Below are 17,246 nucleotides of genomic sequence, written 5' to 3' on the forward strand. Positions count from 1 at the left end.
CGTCATTTAACGAAGGACGGCCGGAATGGCAGATTGTGCTCCAGGCCGAGCCATGGCGGGTTTTCCGCGTACATTTCCACGATCAGCGTCTTGATCAGCTCGATGTAGCGCGAATTGTCGCCGATCCGGTGGTTGAGGATAACGGGCGAGGTCGCCCGCTCACCCTCGATCATGCGATAGTGCAGGTCGGAGCGGACCTGACGCGCCGAGGAGGGGACAATGCAAAGTCCGGCATCCGAGGCGACGAGGCCAAGCGCACTCTGGATTTCGCGCACCTCATGCACCTCGGCGGGGCGCACATCCTCAGCGTGAAGCAGGCTCAGCACGTGGTCGGCATAGCTCGGGCGCGGTTCCTTCGGGTAGACGATCAGCTTTTGCCCGGCAATCGCGCTTAACGGCAGGGGAGACGTATCATCGGCAAACGGCGTGCCCTGCGGTATCGCCAAGGCAAGGCGCTCTTCCCGCATGAGGATGCCGGCGACGTTGGGATCGTTGTGATGCAGTCGGCCGAAGCCGACATCGATCCGGCCCTCCTTCAGCGCCGCAATCTGCTGCACCGACACCATCTCAAGAAGCCGGATATCGAGCTCCGGCGCATTCTGCCTGAGCTTGCGCACCAGCGTCGGCAGCCCGCCATAGAGGGTTGAGGCCACGAAGCCGATCGACAGCACACGATTCTGGTTAAGGCCGACGCGGCGGGTTGCCTCCACCATCTGCTCCACCCGGCCGAGCACTTGCAGCGATTGTTCGTAAAACAATCGCCCCGCTTCCGTCAGCCGCACCGGGCGGCTCTTGCGGATGATCAGCGGCACGCCCAGTTCTTCCTCGAGTAGCTGGATTTGCCTGCTCAAGGGCGGCTGGGCGATGTGCAACTGCTCGGCGGCGCGGGTGAAATTGCGTTCGCGGGCGACCGCGACGAAGTAGCGAAGCTGGCGCAGGTCCAATGTTACAGCCCTTGTTTTCCTACCATTGTGGTATGCTGCAGTGCGGCAAGCGCATGAATGCGCGTAATCTTTGCCATACTATACCGTCAAGGTATCATAGATAACCTATTTGGTGTTGGACGTCACCCGCTGCGTGGGCGCACAGTCACGCGATGAACACGACCCTTGCACCCATCACCCCGGCAGCAGCCCTCTTCCCCGTCGTCGAACGGGTCGAGACGATGCTGGTCGATCTGCCGACGATCCGGCCGCACAAGCTGTCGGTCGCAACCATGACCGGCCAGACATTGATGCTGGTGAAGGTTCATTGCAGCGACGGCACGGTCGGCATCGGCGAAGGCACGACGATCGGCGGGCTCGCCTATGGCGGCGAAAGCCCGGAAAGCATGAAGCTTGCCATCGATACCTATTTCGCGCCGCTCATGATCGGTGAAGACGCGACCCGCGTTCGCGCCCTGATGGCCCGGATCGGCACGGCGGTGAAGGAAAACCGCTTCGCCAAGAGCGCGGTGGAAACGGCGCTGCTCGACGCCCATGGCAAGCGCCTGGGTCTGCCGATCAGCGAACTGTTGGGCGGGGCACTGCGCAAGCGCCTGCCGGTCGCTTGGACGTTGGCGTCGGGTGATACGGCCAAGGATATCGCCGAAGCCGAGAAGATGCTCGAGCTACGCCGTCATCGGATCTTCAAGCTGAAGATCGGTGCCAGGCCGCTGAAGGACGATATCGCCCATGTGGCGACGATCAAGAAGGCGCTCGGCGAGCGCGGCGCGGTGCGTGTCGACGTCAACATGGCCTGGAGCGAATTCGAAGCAGCCTATGGCATGGCGGCGCTCGCCGATGCCGGTTGCGAACTGGTCGAGCAGCCGGTGGCTTCGACCGCAGCGCTCGGTCGCCTCGTGCGCCGCTTCCCGCTGGCGCTGATGGCCGACGAGTCCCTCACCGGACCCGAGAGCGCCTTCGAGATCGCCAAGACCAAGGGCGCCGACGTCTTTGCGATCAAGATCGAGCAGAGCGGTGGCCTGTTCAATGCGCAGCGCGTGGCGGTCATCGCCGATGCCGCGGGCATTGAACTCTACGGCGGCACGATGCTGGAAGGCGGTGTCGGCACAGTGGCGTCAGCCCACGTGTTTTCCACCTTCGCCAAGCTGCAATGGGGTACGGAACTCTTCGGCCCGCTGCTATTGACCGAGGAAATCCTGGCGACGCCGCTCGACTACAGCGACTTCGAACTGACGGTGCCGGATGGTCCAGGGCTCGGGATCGAACTCGACGAAGACCGGCTGAAATTCTTTGCGCGCGACGGGCTGCGCAAGACCATCAGCGTTGCAAAGTGAGGAGAGAGCGATGCTGTTTCACGTCAGAATGGATGTGCGCATCCCCCATGACTTTCCGGCCGAACAGGCAGCGGAGATCATCGCGCGGGAGAAGGCCTATTCGCAAGCGCTGCAGCAAAGCGGCAAGTGGCGGCACATCTGGCGGATCGCCGGTCAGTACGCGAATTACAGCGTCTTCGACGTCAGAGACAATGCCGAGCTGCACGAGGTCCTCTCGGGCCTGCCGCTCTTCAAGTTCATGCAGATCGAGGTCACGCCGCTGCTTCGGCACCCATCCTCGATCCGCGAGGACGATAGCTGAGAATTTGTGCGTGCCGCGGCCGGGAGGTTTGGCCAGCGGCTTGAGCTTCAAGACAATCCAAGTGGAGGAATTGAAATGAGCGTGAAGATTTTCGACAAGCCGGAAACTCAAGCTTTCCTGAAGGTTCTGAGCGGCCTCGACAAGGACGGCGGCAACCCGCGCGTCAAAGAGATCGTGCACCGGCTGATGTCCGACCTGTTCAAGGCGATCGACGATCTCGACATCACCCCGGACGAATACTGGACCGGCATTGCCTGGCTAAACGAGATCGGCGCTGCCGGCCAGGCCGGCCTGATCTCGCCCGGCCTCGGCCTCGATCACTTCCTCGACGAACGTCTCGACGCGATCGACGAAGCGCTCGGTATCGAGAACCAGACGCCGCGCACCATCGAAGGTCCGCTCTATGTCGCCGGCGCGCCGGCCTCGGAAGGCTTCGCCCGCCTCGACGACGGTCGCGACACCAATGGCAAGACGCTGATCATGCACGGCACCGTCTATGACGCCGCCGGCCAGCCGCTGAAAGGTGCAACGGTCGAAGTCTGGCACTGTGACACTCGTGGCTTCTATTCGCATTTCGACCCGACCGGTCTGCAGGCGCCGTTCAACATGCGCCGCACGATCGTCACAGACGCCAACGGCTGTTACAAGTTTAGGAGCATCGTACCGCATGGCTACGGCGTGCCCCCGGGCAGCCCGACTGAGCAGTTGCTCTCGGCCCTTGGTCGCCATGGCCAGCGCCCGGCCCATATCCATTTCTTCATCAGCGCTGACGGTCACCGCAAGCTGACCACCCAGATCAACATCGCCGGCGACCCGCTGGTCAACGACGACTTCGCCTATGCGACCCGGGATGGTCTGGTGCCCGATGTCACCGAGCGCACCGACGAGGCGAGCATCAAGGCCAACAATCTCTCCGGCCCCTTCGCCGAGATCGTGTTCGACATCCATCTCACCTCCCTGGTGAATGGTGTCGACAACCAGATCAACGAGCAGCGCAAGCGCGCCGCCGCCTGATCACCTCTGCGGCGGCCGACTGACCCGCCGGCCCCTGACATCAGACATTGTTGCAATCGCTAGAGCCGAGCACGGATCAAGCCGTTTGCGGGAGAAGAACCATGTCCGCCGTTATCGACCAAGCCAAAGCCCTCGACGACCTGCTCGCCACCGCCGTCGAGGACGATCATGAGGCCGGCACGTTCCGCTGCCGCCGCGACATCTTCACCAACGAAGACCTCTTCGAGCTGGAGATGAAACACATCTTCGAGAGCAACTGGGTCTATCTCGCCCATGAGAGCCAGATCCCCGAGAACAACGACTATTACACCACCACCATCGGCCGCCAGCCCGTTGTCGTCACCCGCGACAAGACGGGCGAACTGCACGCTGTCATCAATGCCTGTGCCCATCGCGGCGCCATGCTCTGCCGGCGCAAGCACGGCAACAAGGGCAGCTTCACCTGTCCCTTCCACGGCTGGACCTTCGCCAACACCGGCAAGCTCCTGAAGGTGAAGGACGAGAAGACCACGCAGTATCCGCCGCAGTTTGCCAAGGACGGCTCGCATGACCTGAAGCGCGTCGCGCGCTTCGAGAGCTATCGCGGCTTCCTGTTCGGCAGCCTCAATCCTGATGTCACCTCGCTCGAGGACTACCTCGGCGAAACGAAAGTCGTCATCGACCAGATCGTCGACCAGGCGCCTGACGGTCTCGAAGTACTACGCGGCAATTCCTCCTACATCTACGACGGAAACTGGAAGCTGCAGATGGAGAACGGCTGCGACGGCTATCACGTCAGCTCCGTGCACTGGAACTATGCCGCCACCATGGGCCGGCGTAACGAGGAGGGCACAAAGGCGGTCGATGCCTCGAGCTGGAGCCGCTCGATTGCCGGCGTCTACGGTTTCGACAACGGCCATATTCTGCTCTGGACCAACACCATGAACCCGGAGGTCCGGCCGATCTACAACCACCGCGAGGAAATCAAGGCGCGCGTCGGCGAGGTGCAGGCGGATTTCATCGTCAACCAGACCCGCAATCTCTGCCTCTATCCAAACGTCTTCCTGATGGACCAGTTCAGCACCCAGATCCGCGTCACCCGCCCGATCAGCGTCGACAAGACCGAGATCAGCATCTTCTGTTTTGCACCGAAGGGTGAAAGTGCCGAAGACCGGACGCTGCGCATTCGCCAATACGAAGATTTCTTCAACGTGTCCGGCATGGGAACGGCCGACGATTTGGAAGAATTCCGCGCCTGCCAGCAGGGTTATGCCGGCATCACCGCGCTCTGGAACGACCTTTCGCGCGGCGCGCCGCTCTGGATCGACGGTCCGGATGAGAACGCCAAGCGCATGGGCATCGCACCGTTACTTTCGGGCGAGCGCAGCGAAGACGAAGGCCTCTTTGTCCGCCAGCACGAATATTGGGCGAAGGTGATGCGCACAGCACTTGCCTCCGAAAAGCAGGGAGCGGTCGCATGACGATCTCCTATGACACCGCCTGCGCCTTTCTCTACCGCGAAGCCCGCCTGCTCGATGACCGGCAATGGGACGAATGGCTGACCTGTTACGCGCCCGACGTCACCTACTGGATGCCGGCCTGGGACGACGACGATCAGCTGACCGAAGATCCGCAGTCCGAGATCTCGCTGATCTATTATCCGAGCCGCGACGGCCTGGAAGATCGCGTCTTCCGCATCAAGACCGAGCGCTCCGGTGCGTCCACGCCGGAACCGCGCACCAGCCACAACGTCACCAATGTCGAGCTTGTGGCTGATCGCGGCGAGGAGGCGGACTTCCGCTACAACTTCCACACGCTCAACCATCGCTACAAGGTCACAGACCACTTCTTCGGGACCATGTTCGTCACGCTCCGCAAGAGCGGCAGTGAACTGCTGATCTCACGGAAGAAGATCGTGTTGAAGAACGACTACATCCGCCAGGTCATCGACGTCTACCACATCTGACGACCGTCGCCTGACAGGAATGGGAGGAACAACCATGGCCAGCTACAGGATTGCTTTGAATTTCGAGGACGGCGTCACCCGCTTCGTCGAATGCCGGGACGACGAGAAGGTGCTCGACGCTGCCTTCCGCAACAAGATCAACCTGCCGATGGACTGTTCCGACGGGGTTTGCGGCACCTGCAAGTGCCGCGCCGAAAGTGGAACCTATGACCTCGGCGACGACTTCATCGATGATGCGCTGACTTCGGATGAAGCCGAAAGCGGACTGGTGCTGACCTGCCAGATGAAACCGTCGAGCGACTGCGTCATTGCGGTGCCGACGACGGCAGCCGCCTGCAAGACCGGGCACCAGAAGTTTACGGCGAGTGTGGCGAGCGTCGCCCCGCACAACGATGCGGCGATCGTGCTCGAACTGGATGTCGAGGGCGCTGCGGCCCCGGTCTTTCTGCCGGGTCAGTACGTCAATATCGAAGTGCCCGGCAGCGGCCAGAGCCGCTCCTATTCCTTCTCGTCGGCGCCAGGCGAGACACGCCTCGGCTTCCTGATCAAGAAGATCCCGGGCGGCGTGATGAGCACGTGGCTCGAACGCGCTCAAGTCGGTACGAAACTGGAGCTGACCGGACCGCTCGGCAGCTTCTATCTGCGGGAGGTTCAGCGCCCGTTGCTCTTCCTCGCCGGTGGCACCGGTCTCGCGCCGTTCCTGTCGATGCTCGAGGTGCTGGCGCGCACCAATCCGGAGCAGAAGGTGCATCTGATCTACGGCGTCACCCGTGACCTCGATCTGGTGCTGGTGGACGAGGTCGAAGCCTATGCCAAGCGGCTTGCCAACTTTACCTTTGACACGGTGGTGGCGGATGCGGCGTCCGCTCATCCGCGCAAGGGCTGGGTGACCCAGCACATGCCGGAGGACGTGCTCAACGGCGGTGATGTCGATGTCTATCTCTGCGGTCCGCCGCCAATGGTGGACGCCGTGCGCAAGCACCTCGACGACACCGGCGTGAGGCCCAACAGCTTCCACTATGAGAAGTTCACGCCCAACGTGGTGGCGAAGGAGGCGGCATGACCTCCGCTCGTTTCGAAGGACGGTTTGCCGGCAAAGTTCTTGTCGTCACCGGTGCCGCGCAAGGGATCGGTCGTGCCGTCGCGCTGCGCGCCGTGGCTGAAGGGGGCAAGGTCCTCTTTGTCGATCGCGCCGAGTTCGTCGCTGAGGTGGCGGCCGAGGCGGGCAGCGAGCGGGCGACGGCTTTCGTGACTGATCTCGAAACCCATGAGGGGGCAGCCGCAGCGATGGGCTTTGCGGCGGAAAAATTCGGCGGCATCGATATCCTGATCAACAATGTCGGCGGCGCGATCCGCATGCGGCCCTTCTCGGAGTTCGAACCGGCGCAGATCGATGCGGAAATCCGCCGCTCGCTGATGCCGACGCTTTACGGCTGCCATGCCGTGCTGCCGCATCTTTTCGCCCGCGGCGGCGGCACCATCGTCAACGTCTCCTCCAACGCCACGCGCGGCATTCACCGCGTGCCCTATTCGGCGGCAAAGGGCGGCGTCAACGCCATCACCCAGGCGCTGGCGATGGAGCTTGCCGAGCGCAACATCCGCGTCGTCGCCACCGCACCCGGCGGAACGGAGGCGCCGCCGCGCCGCATCCCGCGCAATGCCGAAGGCGACAATGACGCCGAGAAGGGCTGGATGGGCGAGGTCGTCGCCCAGGTGAAGCAGTCGAGCTTCATGAAGCGCTACGGCAGCATCGAAGAGCAGGCGGCCCCTATCCTTTTTCTGGCCTCCGACGAGGCCTCCTACATCACCGGCAGCGTGCTACCGGTTGCCGGCGGCGATCTCGGCTGACGGACCTTTTTCAACGCGCTAACACCTGGGGAGGAGATGATGCGTACGATCGATGTGAATGAAGCAATAGACGGGAGCCCGCTTGGGCGCTTCCAGTGGATGGTGGTGGTGCTCTCGGCACTGCTGTTGATCGTCGACGGCTACGACGTCTTCGTCGCCGGCACGGTGCTGCCGACCCTGATCAAGGAATGGGGCCTGAGCAAGCCGCAGGCCGGCGCGCTTCAGGCCTGGGCGCTGTTCGGCATGATGTTCGGCGCGCTGATCTTCGGCCCGCTCGCCGACCGGATCGGCCGCAAGAAGGGCATCGCCATCAGCTTCCTGTTGTTTACGCTTTCGACGCTTCTGACCGGCCTTGCCAGTTCGCCGGAGCAGTTCAAGATCTTCCGGTTCTTCGCCGGTCTCGGCTGCGGCGGCTTGATGCCGAATGCCGTGGCGCTGATGAACGAGTACGCGCCGAAGCGCCTGCGCGGTACGTTGGTTGCGCTGATGTTCTCCGGCTATTCGGTCGGCGGCATGGTCGCGGCCGGTCTCGGCATCGGCCTCATTCCGTCCTATGGCTGGAAGCCGATGTTCTTCATCGCCGCCGTGCCGCTGCTCCTTTTGCCGGTGATCCTCTGGAAGCTGCCAGAGTCCCTCGGCTTCCTCATTCGCCAGGGCAAGCAGGATGAGGCGAAGCGGATCTATGCGAAGATAGATCTCAGCGCACGTCTCGGCGCGGCAGATCGGCTGGTGTTCTCCGAAACGAAGGGCGCCTCGGCATCGGTACTGGAACTCTTCCGCCACCAGCGGACGCTGCGCACCCTCATGCTCTGGGTCGCCTTTTTCTGCTGCCTGCTGCTCGTCTATCTGCTGTCGTCCTGGCTGCCGAAGGTGCTGCAGGAGGCCGGTTATGCGGAGAAGGCCAGCCTGCTCAGCCTGTTCTCGCTCAATTTCGGCGGCATGGTCGGCGCGATCGCCGGTGGCTGGCTCGGCGACCGCTTCGGCCTGCCCAAGGTGGTGGTCGCTTTCTTCGTTGCCGCCGCCTTTTCGATCGCGCTGATCGGCTTCAATCCGCCGGCGGGTGTCCTGTTCCTGATGGTCTTTGTTGCCGGCGCCACCACGATCGGCACGCAGATCCTGCTCTATGCCAGCGTGGCGCAGCTCTACAACCTGTCGGTTCGCTCTACCGGTTTGGGCTGGGCCTCCGGTGTCGGTCGCATCGGCGCGATCGTCGGCCCGACGCTCGGCGGCGTGCTCCTGGCGCAGGAACTTCCGCTGCAGCAGAACTTCGCAATCTTCGCCATCCCGGCGGCGATCTCGGCCGTCGCCATGCTGGTCTTCGCGGTCAGCAACGCCCGCCGCGTCGAGATCGCGCGACTGGCGGCGGCATAGATCGCGGCGAGACGGCCGGGCCACGAAAGGACCGGTTGCCACCCCTTGAGCGCGCGCTGTCGATTTCTACCTATTGCAGCGAGCGTACCACCCGAGGCGCGATGTTGCGCCAAGAACGACAAAGCCGCCATTGCTGGCGGCTTTCCCGATTGGAGCTCCTGTTTCATGGCCTATCTCGACCTGTCCAGCCATCGCCTTCACTACCGCATCGACGGCGACCAGAGCGGCAACGCGCCCTGGCTGCTCTTCTGCAATTCGCTCGGCACTGACCTCTCCATGTGGGATGCGCAGATCGCTGATCTGTCGCCCCACTTCCGCGTGCTGCGCTACGATCGCCGCGGTCATGGCCAGTCCTCGGCGCCGCCGCCGCCCTATGCGCTCGCCGACCTTGGCCAGGACGTGCTCGCTCTCTTGGATGGCCTCAGGATCGAGCGGACGCATTTCTGCGGCCTGTCGATCGGCGGCCTGACCGGGCAATGGCTAGGTATTCATGCCGGCAAACGTTTCGACAAGATCGTGCTCTGTGCCACGGCGGCGCGGATCGGGACGCCCGAGAGTTGGGCCACCCGCATCGACAGCGTCCGGGCGGACGGTCTCGCAGGGCTCGCCGCGGCCACGGCCGAACGCTGGTTCAGCCCGCATTTTGCAGCCAGCCATGCAGAAGGGGTCGATCGCATTCTGGGCGCGTTCACCGCCACCTCGACGGACGGCTACATCGGCGGCTGCACTGCGCTCGCCGGCGCGGATCTGAGGGAGGAGATCGTAGCGATCGCCAACCCCGTGCTCGCCGTCTCCGGAGACGGCGATCCGGTATGCCCGCCGGTGGACCTCGAATATATCGCCGCCCGGGTGCAACGAGGCCGCCACCTGTCGCTGCCTGGTCGGCATATCGTCAACATCGAGTCTGCCTCGGCGTTCAATTCGGAGCTTCTCGACTTCCTTCGGCCATAGGTGCCGCGCAAATCCGTCACTTGATCGGATCGAGCGGCGACGTCTTCGCCGTCGGTGGCAAGCTCAGACGTGGCTCCGAACAATCCTGAAAGCGGTCAATCTTGGCGCCGGCGACCAACGTCCAAGCGGGCCGCCTTCAGCCATCGAGCCAGGCGGCCAGACTGTCAAGCGTCTGCAGCCCGTACTCCACCGCGCCGAAGTCGATGACCGCTTGGCGGCGCTCGCGACTTGGGTGAAGCTGGCGCAGGGTCAGAACGGTCTTGCCGTCGGCCTGTTCATCGAAAGTAATCGTCATATGGAAGCGATCGGGGTCGTCGGGCTCAGTAGTGCCATAGTCCACCACAATCAATTCGTTCGGCACAATCTTCAGGAAGCGCATCAGACTGGGGAAGCGCTGCAGCCGACCATCGAACTCGCCCACCATGTCGAAGCGCCATACCCCGCCCTCACGGATGTCGGCCTCATGGTTCTCGATGCTGAAGCCAGCCGGGCCGTACCATTGTGCCAGCGCTTGCGGGTCCATCCAGGCGGCGAAGACCTTTTGGCGCGGGTGTTTCAGCACCTTGACCAAAACGATCTCGCGGTCGGGCGACCAGGTCTCAAAAATCGTTTCCATTGCCGTTCCCTTACGTCTTGTCGAGATAGACTTCCAATCGGTCGAGCCGTTCGGCCCAACGTCGTCGCTCCGCTTCCATCCAGGTTGCCGCCTCTTCGAAGCGCCCCCGCTCCAACCGACACCAGCGGCTGCGGCCACGTTTCTCGCTTGCGATAAGTCCGCAATCTTCAAGCACCTTGAGGTGCTGCGCGAACGAGGGCAGTGCCATGTCGAAAGGCTCGGCAAGGACACTCACGGGCATCTCCCCGTCCGCAAGCCGTGAAACAACGGCGCGGCGCGTCGGATCGCTGAGAGCATGAAAGGCAAGGTCGAGTGGGGTCGAATGATAGGGCATGCACCACAGTAAAGCGGACCACGCACGCGCGTCAATGATAATAAGGTACTTGCCTTTGTATTCGAGTGACATTAATAAGGTATCTGCCTTACTATTAGGAGAGACCAATGACAGTTCGTGTCGATCTCAACATTTCCCTGGACGGTTTCGCCACAACCACGGATCAGACCCCGGAAAATCCGTTTGGCGCTGACTGGCCGCGTCTGGTTGCTGCCTATGCTGCGACCCGAACGATGCGGGAGCGCGTGTTCAAGGACACGTCCGGAGCAGGCACCACCGGCGTCGATGAGCAGTATGCGCAGTCATACTTCTCAAACATCGGTGCTGAGATTATGGGCGCCGCCATGTTTGGACTTCACGCTCACCCGAACGATCCCGACTGGCGCGGCTGGTGGGGGGAAGAACCTCCGTTTCGCGTGCCGGTCTTCGTGCTCACGCACAAGCCGCGGCCTCCGATAGAGATGGCCGGAGGCACCACATTTCATTTTCTGAACACGTCCCTTGCCGATGCTCTCCGGCAGGCGACGAGCGCCGCTGACGGTAAGGATGTCCGTATTGGCGGCGGCCCCACGATCGTGCGCGCCTATCTCAAGGCAGGCCTTGTCGATAGCTTGCATGTGGCGATCACACCCATCCTGCTCGGGCGGGGAATCCGTTTTTGGGACGATCTGCGCGGGTTGGAGGCCGGCTACACCGTCAAGGCAGAAACGGCCGAGAGTGGGACTGTCCACCTCACGTTTCAGCGCTAGCAGCGGACCAGAGCGATGGCAGCTTCTCGTCTCCTCGGACGATGCCATCTCTCCGGGGCAAGACCGAAATGGAACAGATCGAGCGCAGGGCGACGTGTGTCATCGCCCTGCGGCCAGTATGACAATGCTATCGATCCGCCAGTGTTTTCTGCAGGGCCTCGCGCGTCAGCTTGCTGATCTCGGCATGAATATCGGCGCGCGGCCTTTCCGTCGTGCCGCAGATTGGATCGACTTCGCCGAACGTCTCGAGCAACTCCGCGGCGCCCTCCTTGCAAATCGGCAGGAAGCTGAAGTGGTCCGCTCCGGCGACCGTGGCATAGGAGCCCTTCGGCGTCAGCGCCGCCAGCGGCTCGGAGGCGACGGCAAGCGGGACTGTCTCCTTGTTGCCGAGATTGATGAAATGCATCGGGATCGCGATCGCCTTGAGACTGTCTTCCACATAGGCCTGGGCAAGGCCGGGGTCGACGAGTACCGCGGATTTGACCCGGGAGTCCCGGTTCGACTGCTCGAAGCGCGCCTTGTCGACGGTGCGAAGATCGAGCTTGTCGACGTCGACCGGCGCATCTCCGACATAGCCTCTGCCGCCGACGAACCAGGCACAATCCCACTTGCCGTAGCTGTCGCAGTAGTCGGCATAGGCATCGAGGCTTGCTCTTGCCCCTGAAATCTCCATGGCGGTCGAGCCGCCGAGAGAGAATCCGAGGACGGCGATCCGCTCGGGGTCGATTGCAGCGCTCCATTGCGGATCCCGGGTGAACACGTCGATCAATGCTGCGAGGTCGGCCGTCCGCTCCCAAAGCTTCGGCGTGTTGGCGGGCGTCGAATCGCCGCTGGTGGTGCCGGGATGGTTGGGGCCGGCGACGATGAAGCCGGCCGCTGCAAGGTCGGTTGCAAGCCAACTCATCGCCTCGACGCGGCCCCCCGAACCATGGGACAGAACCACCAGCGGATATCGGCCCTGGCGCAAGGGGGCGTTCTTCCATGCGGGCGATCCCTCGAAGATACGGTTGTCGCCGACAAGCACCGGCTTACCCCCGGCTTTGGCGGGATACCAGACGGTGACGGCGAGTCGGCGTTCCCGCTTGGGTGCGGCAACGTCGATCTCGCGGACGCCGACATCATCGGCTTGCGCCGACGCGGCCAGGCCCAGAAGGAAGGCGGCGGCGGGAATGAACTGGAGGAGGGGCATGGGCATCTCGCTGTGTTGGAAAAGACGGCTGATCGTCGCCGACGCCCCGCTTATCCGCGTCCTCGATCGCGTTCGAGGTCGTCCCGAATCGCGATCTGGGCAATGATCCGCCCATCGAATGCTTGCCCGCCTTTTGTCTGCCAGCCTTTCCTTTGAAGGACATGCCTTGATCTTCCTGCCGCTCCCGTTCGTCGTCGCCTTGCTGCTTCTCATCCTGCTTGCGTTCATGCTGCATGGCGACGAGCCGGCGCGGCGCAACTGGCCGTTCTTCGCCCTGGTAGGGCTGTGTGCACTCCAGTCGGTGATCGTCGGGCTGCGCTGGGGCTATGACGTCGCGGCGTTGAAATTTGCACTGCCGTTGCTCGCAAGCGGCGTACCGCCGCTGGTGCTTGCAAGTTTCCACAGCCTGATCCGCAAAGACGAGCGAAGCGTTGCTGCGGCGGGGTGGGTCCATGTGGCACCGACGATCGGTATGCTCGTGCCCGTCCTGCTTGCGCCGCGCTACATCGATTTCGCCTTGATCGTCGAATATGTCGGATATGCGCTGGCGCTCCTGAACCTGGCGCGCGTCGGTACGGATGCGCTGGACGAAGCGCGTTTCGAAGGTGCGGCCGCGGCGCACCGCGCCCTGCTCATTGCCGCGTTCTCGCTCTGCCTGTCGGCACTTTTCGATCTTGCGATCCTTCTGGATTTCGAATGGACGAGGGGAGCGAATATCGGCCTCATCGTCAGCAACGCGAATTTGCTGGGCCTGCTTTTCATCGGGCTGACAGCCATGGTCGCGGACCGTGCGCGTGCGCTTCCGGCCGCCGGCGCAGTCGCCGATGAGGATCCAGTTGCAACGCCGCAGGATCGCGAAATTCTCGACAGGATCGATCAACTGCTCGTCGGCCAGAAACTGGCCCGCGACGAAAACCTCACCTTGTCGCGTCTGGCGCGGCGCGCGGGCCTGCCCGCCCGGCAGATATCGACCGCCGTCAATCGGCTGGCGGGCAAGAACGTCTCGCAATACATCAACGATTTCAGGATCGCCGAGGCCTGCCGGCTGCTTCGGGAGACGGACATGTCGGTGACGACCGCGATGCTCGAATCCGGCTTTCAGACGAAGTCGAATTTCAATCGCGAATTCCGTCGGGTGACGTCTCTCAGCCCTGGATCCTGGCGCGAGCAAAACCGGGAAGAAACGCCGGACCGAGAAGGTGAGGCGATCATCGGCACGGGCTATCCCTGACAAATCTGCCCGGCCGTGGTGCGGCCGGGCAGGTACGTTGGGCGGGGCTTGGCTGTGACCGTCTCGTGACGGCAAAGGCTTACTGTTGATCCCCGGTGTTGCGGCCGATGGTGATCGAGAGATCCTTCGTCTCGCCGGTCCGCCAGACACTCAGGCTCTTCGAGGTGCCGGGAGAGAGGTCGGCGACCATGCGCGAGAGATCACGCGGCGATTTGACCGGGCTGCCGCCGAAGGCGGTGATGATGTCGCCGGCCTTCAGGCCGGCCTTGGCGGCAGGCGTTCCGTTGTTGACGTCGGCGACCAGCGCGCCTTCTGCCTGGTGGAGGCCGATCGCATCGGCGATGTCAGCGGTCACCGGTTGAATTTCGACGCCGATAAAGCCGTGCTGGATCGAACCGTCCTTCATCAGTTCGGCGACGACCTTCTGTGCCTGATCCGAGGGGATGGCGAAACCGACGCCGACGCTGCCGCCGTTGGGCGAGTAGATGGCGGTATTGATGCCGACCACCCGGCCCGCAGCGTCGACCAGCGGTCCGCCGGAATTGCCGCGGTTGATCGGCGCGTCGATCTGGATGAAATCGTCATAGGGGCCGCTGTGCAGATCGCGGCCACGGGCCGAGACGATGCCGGCGGTCACGGTCGTGCCGATGCCGAACGGATTGCCGATCGCAAGCACCTGGTCCCCGACCCTGAGGCCATCGGAATCGCCCCAGGCGACGGTTGCAAGCGGCTTAGCCGGCTTGATCTTCAGCACCGCAAGATCGTTCTTCGGATCGGCGCCGACGAGCTTGGCGGGCACCTGGGTGCCGTCGTCAAGCGTCACCGTGATGCTCGACGCCTTGTCGATGACGTGGTTGTTGGTGACGATGTAGCCGTCCGCGGTCACGACGAACCCGGAGCCGAGCGCTTCGGCCCGTTGGGCCGGGCGCTGCTGCGGGGCCTGGTCCGGCAGGGGTATGCCCTGATCGCGGAAGAACTGGCGAAACTGTTCGTCGAAGGGCGAGTTTCCGCCGAGTTGTGACGTTTCGTCGTTGCCGGTGTTTTCGGCTTTGATCACGGTGGTGACGGTGACGACCGCCGGCTTGTCCGCCGACACGATCGGCGCGAACGAGCCGCCGGATGCAGCCGTGGCCGCAACCGCCGGGCCGGGCGCGGCGGCCGCCGCCACGTCATGACCTGAAAAGGCTGCCACGGAAAGGGGCGCGATGATGACGGCTGCGCCGAGGAGGGCGGCAGCACGGTACCTCATGAGAATGTTTGACATGGTCTTGTTCCTTTCGCTGCCAGATCGCCGAGCGATCCCCGCCGCGCGCCCCGTACTGGGAACTGATCGCGGTTCGTTGCCTCGGTCGGCTTCGTGTAAGGGCTTGTGTCGATTGCCGGCGCCGGACTCGTACGTGGATCCGGCGCCGACAGTGGCGGCTCACCCGAAAGCTGGGCGGGCCGCCACTGCCTGTTGGTCAGGCCATTCGAGCGATGTCATGGTCGAGGTGGCGAACTTCGATCTGCAGCCGCGCATAGGAATGCGCGGGCAACATGCCGTGATGGGCTGCGGCGGTCTCGACTGCCTGGGCGCGCACTGCGCCGTCTTCGCTTTCAAGCTTCCTGTAGTTTGCCGCGGTCAGCATGCCCCGTTCGCGGTCGGCATTGATCCGGTGATTGTCGACCCGGAGTTCATACAGAACGTGGTTGAGGCGGTTCGATGACATGTGAACAGGTACGCGGTAGACCTGCATGGCCGGGGCCGTCATGTCGTCCTGGCTGAGAATGCCCTGGTAATAATCACCGGTAAAAGCGCCCTTGTCGCTGTTGCGAGCGTTGTCATGATCCACAACGCTGTCACGATCAAAATCGTGATGTTCGGCAGCGAAGGCACCGCCGCTCAGGAGGGCGAGAGCGAGGGTTGCGATGGTAGTGGTCTTGAGGGGCGAGCGCATATCTGCATCTCCTGAAATCAAGGAAGCTGGGAGCGCTTCCATTCGAGGCTGTCTCCTATTGTCGCGTCACGGCCGAAGCGGTCGCCGGCAATATTCAGCCTCAATATGAAGGTAATACTTCGATGCGCGATAGTCATGTTAATATAATGTAATAATGCTCCATTTTTTCTAGCAAAATCAAATTGTTAACTTTATGTAATAAACGCTGTTCGCGCACTATTCCGAAAAATACTCTTCTCGCCTACCCCTCGGAAACGGGGGCTCGGCCGACGTATTTGCGGGCGGCGCAGGACAAATCGCTAGGAGCCGGCGTAGTGCGCGCGGGGGCGGATCAGTTCGCCGCTCTCGACCTGCTCCATGGCATGCGCGAGCCAGCCGACGGTGCGTGCGAGCGCGAAGATGACGAGGGGTGCGTCTTCGGGAAGGTCGTATGTCGCTGCAAGGGCGGCCAGTGAAAAGTCGAGATTGGCCGGCTCTCCAAGCAGTTCCTCGCCAGCTTCTGCCAAAGTGGTATAGAGGGCCGGTACCTCGAAGCTCTTCATGATCGCTTTCGCGCGTGGATCGCCATCCGGATAGAGCCGGTGGCCAAAGGCCCGGACCACGCCCTCCGAGGAGAGCATTCCCCGGATCGCTTCGCGCACACCGTTTGCGGCCGCTTGCTCGGCCAGGCGTGTGACGCTGAGCCAGGCGCCGCCGTGACGCGGCCCGGTAAGGGTGGCAAGGCCTGAAAGCGTGGCGGCGGAAAGTGCTGCACCCGAGGAGGCCGTGACACGGGCTGCGAAGGCCGAAACGTTGAGTTCGTGTTCTGCGGTCAGTACCAGGCATTTGCGGATGGGCTCGGCCGCTTCCGGCCGTCCCCAGCCGAGCGCCAGCCGCTGATGCAGCGGCATCCGCTCCGGCGACGGCGCCAGTCCTGCTGCGACGCTCGCAAGCACATCAGCCGCCTCTGCCTTCAATATGGCCGGCCGACGGCCGAGCGCCGGCAAGTCGCCTTCGATCCGTGCGGCCAGGCACGCGAACGTTGCCGCCAGGCGCGATTGGTCGCCGCCACGATCGCCAGCGGGAATGGTCACCGTCTCGGACGACTGCCAAAGCAGCGTCGCTATATCCTCCAGCGTTGCGTCGCCGCCGAGTTCGATGGCATCGCGGCCACGATAGAAGAGCCGCCCGCCGGCAATGCTGGATATCGTCGTTTGCAGAACCGGCTCGCCCCAGCGGATCGCCCCGGCGGCGACGACCGCCGCCTGCCGCCGTCCGGCGTGGCGTTCGGCCAGCCGGTTGACGTCGTCGGCCTGATACAGGCTGCGGCGCGGGTCTGCCGGGTCGGGTTTGGCGCGAATGCGCCCGCGGCTGACATTGGCATAGAGCGTCTGCCGTTTGCTGCCGAGCTTGGCGAGCGCCTCTTCGGCGGTGATCCAGAGTGTGTGCATGTTGATCGATTGCATCAAGATTGACGTCAATAGAGCTAGGTCGGATCATTCT

At 63.1% G+C, this 17,246-nt stretch carries 17 protein-coding genes and 1 pseudogene; 11 read left to right on the forward strand and 7 right to left on the reverse strand.

Annotated features, from left to right (window positions below; genetic code table 11):
- Positions 1-2: 2 nt before the first annotated feature.
- Positions 3-944: a LysR family transcriptional regulator gene (locus LAC81_RS24710; protein WP_223729787.1), complete on the reverse strand. Its 942-nt coding sequence runs from the start codon at positions 942-944 to the stop codon at positions 3-5.
- Positions 945-1,096: 152 nt separating this feature from the next.
- Between LAC81_RS24710 and LAC81_RS24715 the strand changes: the two genes are divergently transcribed.
- The 9 genes from LAC81_RS24715 (at position 1,097) to pcaD (ending at position 9,708) form a co-directional block, all read left to right on the forward strand.
- The gene (locus tag LAC81_RS24715; protein WP_223729788.1) at positions 1,097-2,278 is read left to right on the forward strand and encodes a muconate/chloromuconate family cycloisomerase; all 1,182 of its coding nucleotides are present in this window, start codon (positions 1,097-1,099) and stop codon (positions 2,276-2,278) included.
- A 10-nt stretch (positions 2,279-2,288) separates the two neighbouring features.
- Positions 2,289-2,579, forward strand: a complete 291-nt coding sequence (catC, locus tag LAC81_RS24720) for a muconolactone Delta-isomerase (RefSeq protein WP_223729789.1) — start codon at positions 2,289-2,291, stop codon at positions 2,577-2,579.
- A 75-nt stretch (positions 2,580-2,654) separates the two neighbouring features.
- Positions 2,655-3,593 (forward strand): catechol 1,2-dioxygenase, encoded by a 939-nt coding sequence (gene catA / locus LAC81_RS24725; protein ID WP_223729790.1) that lies wholly within the window; start codon positions 2,655-2,657, stop codon positions 3,591-3,593.
- Between the two features lie 101 nt (positions 3,594-3,694).
- On the forward strand, positions 3,695-5,053 hold the full coding sequence (locus tag LAC81_RS24730; protein ID WP_223729791.1) for a Rieske 2Fe-2S domain-containing protein: 1,359 nt from the start codon (positions 3,695-3,697) through the stop codon (positions 5,051-5,053).
- On the forward strand, positions 5,050-5,538 hold the full coding sequence (gene benB, locus LAC81_RS24735) for a benzoate 1,2-dioxygenase small subunit (protein WP_223729792.1): 489 nt from the start codon (positions 5,050-5,052) through the stop codon (positions 5,536-5,538). The genes LAC81_RS24730 and benB overlap by 4 nt, the downstream gene beginning before the upstream one ends.
- 34 nt (positions 5,539-5,572) lie before the next feature.
- Positions 5,573-6,601 (forward strand): benzoate 1,2-dioxygenase electron transfer component BenC, encoded by a 1,029-nt coding sequence (benC, locus tag LAC81_RS24740; protein WP_223729793.1) that lies wholly within the window; start codon positions 5,573-5,575, stop codon positions 6,599-6,601.
- A complete protein-coding gene (gene benD / locus LAC81_RS24745) occupies positions 6,598-7,386 on the forward strand; it encodes a benzoate diol dehydrogenase BenD (RefSeq protein WP_223729794.1) in 789 nt (262 codons plus the stop codon). The genes benC and benD overlap by 4 nt, the downstream gene beginning before the upstream one ends.
- Positions 7,387-7,422: 36 nt before the next feature.
- Positions 7,423-8,757: an MFS transporter gene (locus LAC81_RS24750; protein ID WP_223729795.1), complete on the forward strand. Its 1,335-nt coding sequence runs from the start codon at positions 7,423-7,425 to the stop codon at positions 8,755-8,757.
- 165 nt (positions 8,758-8,922) lie between these two features.
- On the forward strand, positions 8,923-9,708 hold the full coding sequence (pcaD, locus tag LAC81_RS24755; protein ID WP_223729796.1) for a 3-oxoadipate enol-lactonase: 786 nt from the start codon (positions 8,923-8,925) through the stop codon (positions 9,706-9,708).
- Between the two features lie 136 nt (positions 9,709-9,844).
- Here pcaD and LAC81_RS24760 read toward each other — a convergent pair whose 3' ends face one another.
- Positions 9,845-10,324 carry an SRPBCC family protein gene (locus LAC81_RS24760; protein ID WP_223729797.1) on the reverse strand — a complete coding sequence of 160 codons (480 nt, stop codon included), beginning with the start codon at positions 10,322-10,324 and terminating at the stop codon, positions 9,845-9,847.
- Positions 10,325-10,334: 10 nt separating this feature from the next.
- Positions 10,335-10,658: an ArsR/SmtB family transcription factor gene (locus LAC81_RS24765; RefSeq protein ID WP_223729798.1), complete on the reverse strand. Its 324-nt coding sequence runs from the start codon at positions 10,656-10,658 to the stop codon at positions 10,335-10,337.
- Positions 10,659-10,765: 107 nt separating this feature from the next.
- On the opposite strand from LAC81_RS24765, the gene LAC81_RS24770 reads away from it, so the two are divergent.
- Positions 10,766-11,407, forward strand: coding sequence for a dihydrofolate reductase family protein (locus LAC81_RS24770; protein ID WP_223729799.1), 642 nt, complete (start codon positions 10,766-10,768; stop codon positions 11,405-11,407).
- 127 nt (positions 11,408-11,534) lie between these two features.
- On the opposite strand, the gene LAC81_RS24775 is transcribed toward LAC81_RS24770, so the two are convergent.
- Positions 11,535-12,596 (reverse strand): alpha/beta hydrolase family protein, encoded by a 1,062-nt coding sequence (locus tag LAC81_RS24775; protein ID WP_223729800.1) that lies wholly within the window; start codon positions 12,594-12,596, stop codon positions 11,535-11,537.
- 166 nt (positions 12,597-12,762) lie between these two features.
- Here LAC81_RS24775 and LAC81_RS24780 point away from each other — a divergent pair, with 166 nt between their 5' ends.
- A complete protein-coding gene (locus tag LAC81_RS24780; RefSeq protein ID WP_223729801.1) occupies positions 12,763-13,827 on the forward strand; it encodes a helix-turn-helix domain-containing protein in 1,065 nt (354 codons plus the stop codon).
- An 82-nt stretch (positions 13,828-13,909) separates the two neighbouring features.
- Here LAC81_RS24780 and LAC81_RS24785 read toward each other — a convergent pair.
- The 3 genes and pseudogenes from LAC81_RS24785 to LAC81_RS24795 form a co-directional block, all read right to left on the reverse strand.
- A pseudogene (locus tag LAC81_RS24785) lies at positions 13,910-15,091 on the reverse strand (Do family serine endopeptidase); the annotation flags it as partial.
- A gap of 196 nt (positions 15,092-15,287) precedes the next feature.
- Positions 15,288-15,764 (reverse strand): hypothetical protein, encoded by a 477-nt coding sequence (locus tag LAC81_RS24790; RefSeq protein WP_223729802.1) that lies wholly within the window; start codon positions 15,762-15,764, stop codon positions 15,288-15,290.
- Between the two features lie 299 nt (positions 15,765-16,063).
- Positions 16,064-17,209: a citrate synthase gene (locus LAC81_RS24795; protein ID WP_223729803.1), complete on the reverse strand. Its 1,146-nt coding sequence runs from the start codon at positions 17,207-17,209 to the stop codon at positions 16,064-16,066.
- Positions 17,210-17,246: the final 37 nt, after the last annotated feature.

The organism is Ensifer adhaerens (assembly GCF_020035535.1).
In the GTDB taxonomy this organism is placed as follows: domain Bacteria; phylum Pseudomonadota; class Alphaproteobacteria; order Rhizobiales; family Rhizobiaceae; genus Ensifer.

Bases quoted from the DNA above. Each gene is read 5' to 3' on its own strand.
- pcaD (WP_223729796.1), top strand. From the start codon at position 8,923: ATGGCCTATCTCGACCTGTCCAGCCATCGCCTTCACTACCGCATCGAC.
- benB (WP_223729792.1), top strand. From the start codon at position 5,050: ATGACGATCTCCTATGACACCGCCTGCGCCTTTCTCTACCGCGAAGCC.
- LAC81_RS24795 (WP_223729803.1), bottom strand. From the start codon at position 17,209: ATGCAATCGATCAACATGCACACACTCTGGATCACCGCCGAAGAGGCG.
- LAC81_RS24750 (WP_223729795.1), top strand. From the start codon at position 7,423: ATGATGCGTACGATCGATGTGAATGAAGCAATAGACGGGAGCCCGCTT.
- LAC81_RS24730 (WP_223729791.1), top strand. From the start codon at position 3,695: ATGTCCGCCGTTATCGACCAAGCCAAAGCCCTCGACGACCTGCTCGCC.
- benC (WP_223729793.1), top strand. From the start codon at position 5,573: ATGGCCAGCTACAGGATTGCTTTGAATTTCGAGGACGGCGTCACCCGC.
- LAC81_RS24765 (WP_223729798.1), bottom strand. From the start codon at position 10,658: ATGCCCTATCATTCGACCCCACTCGACCTTGCCTTTCATGCTCTCAGC.
- catC (WP_223729789.1), top strand. From the start codon at position 2,289: ATGCTGTTTCACGTCAGAATGGATGTGCGCATCCCCCATGACTTTCCG.
- LAC81_RS24760 (WP_223729797.1), bottom strand. From the start codon at position 10,324: ATGGAAACGATTTTTGAGACCTGGTCGCCCGACCGCGAGATCGTTTTG.
- LAC81_RS24770 (WP_223729799.1), top strand. From the start codon at position 10,766: ATGACAGTTCGTGTCGATCTCAACATTTCCCTGGACGGTTTCGCCACA.
- LAC81_RS24790 (WP_223729802.1), bottom strand. From the start codon at position 15,764: ATGCGCTCGCCCCTCAAGACCACTACCATCGCAACCCTCGCTCTCGCC.
- LAC81_RS24775 (WP_223729800.1), bottom strand. From the start codon at position 12,596: ATGCCCCTCCTCCAGTTCATTCCCGCCGCCGCCTTCCTTCTGGGCCTG.
- LAC81_RS24715 (WP_223729788.1), top strand. From the start codon at position 1,097: ATGAACACGACCCTTGCACCCATCACCCCGGCAGCAGCCCTCTTCCCC.
- benD (WP_223729794.1), top strand. From the start codon at position 6,598: ATGACCTCCGCTCGTTTCGAAGGACGGTTTGCCGGCAAAGTTCTTGTC.
- catA (WP_223729790.1), top strand. From the start codon at position 2,655: ATGAGCGTGAAGATTTTCGACAAGCCGGAAACTCAAGCTTTCCTGAAG.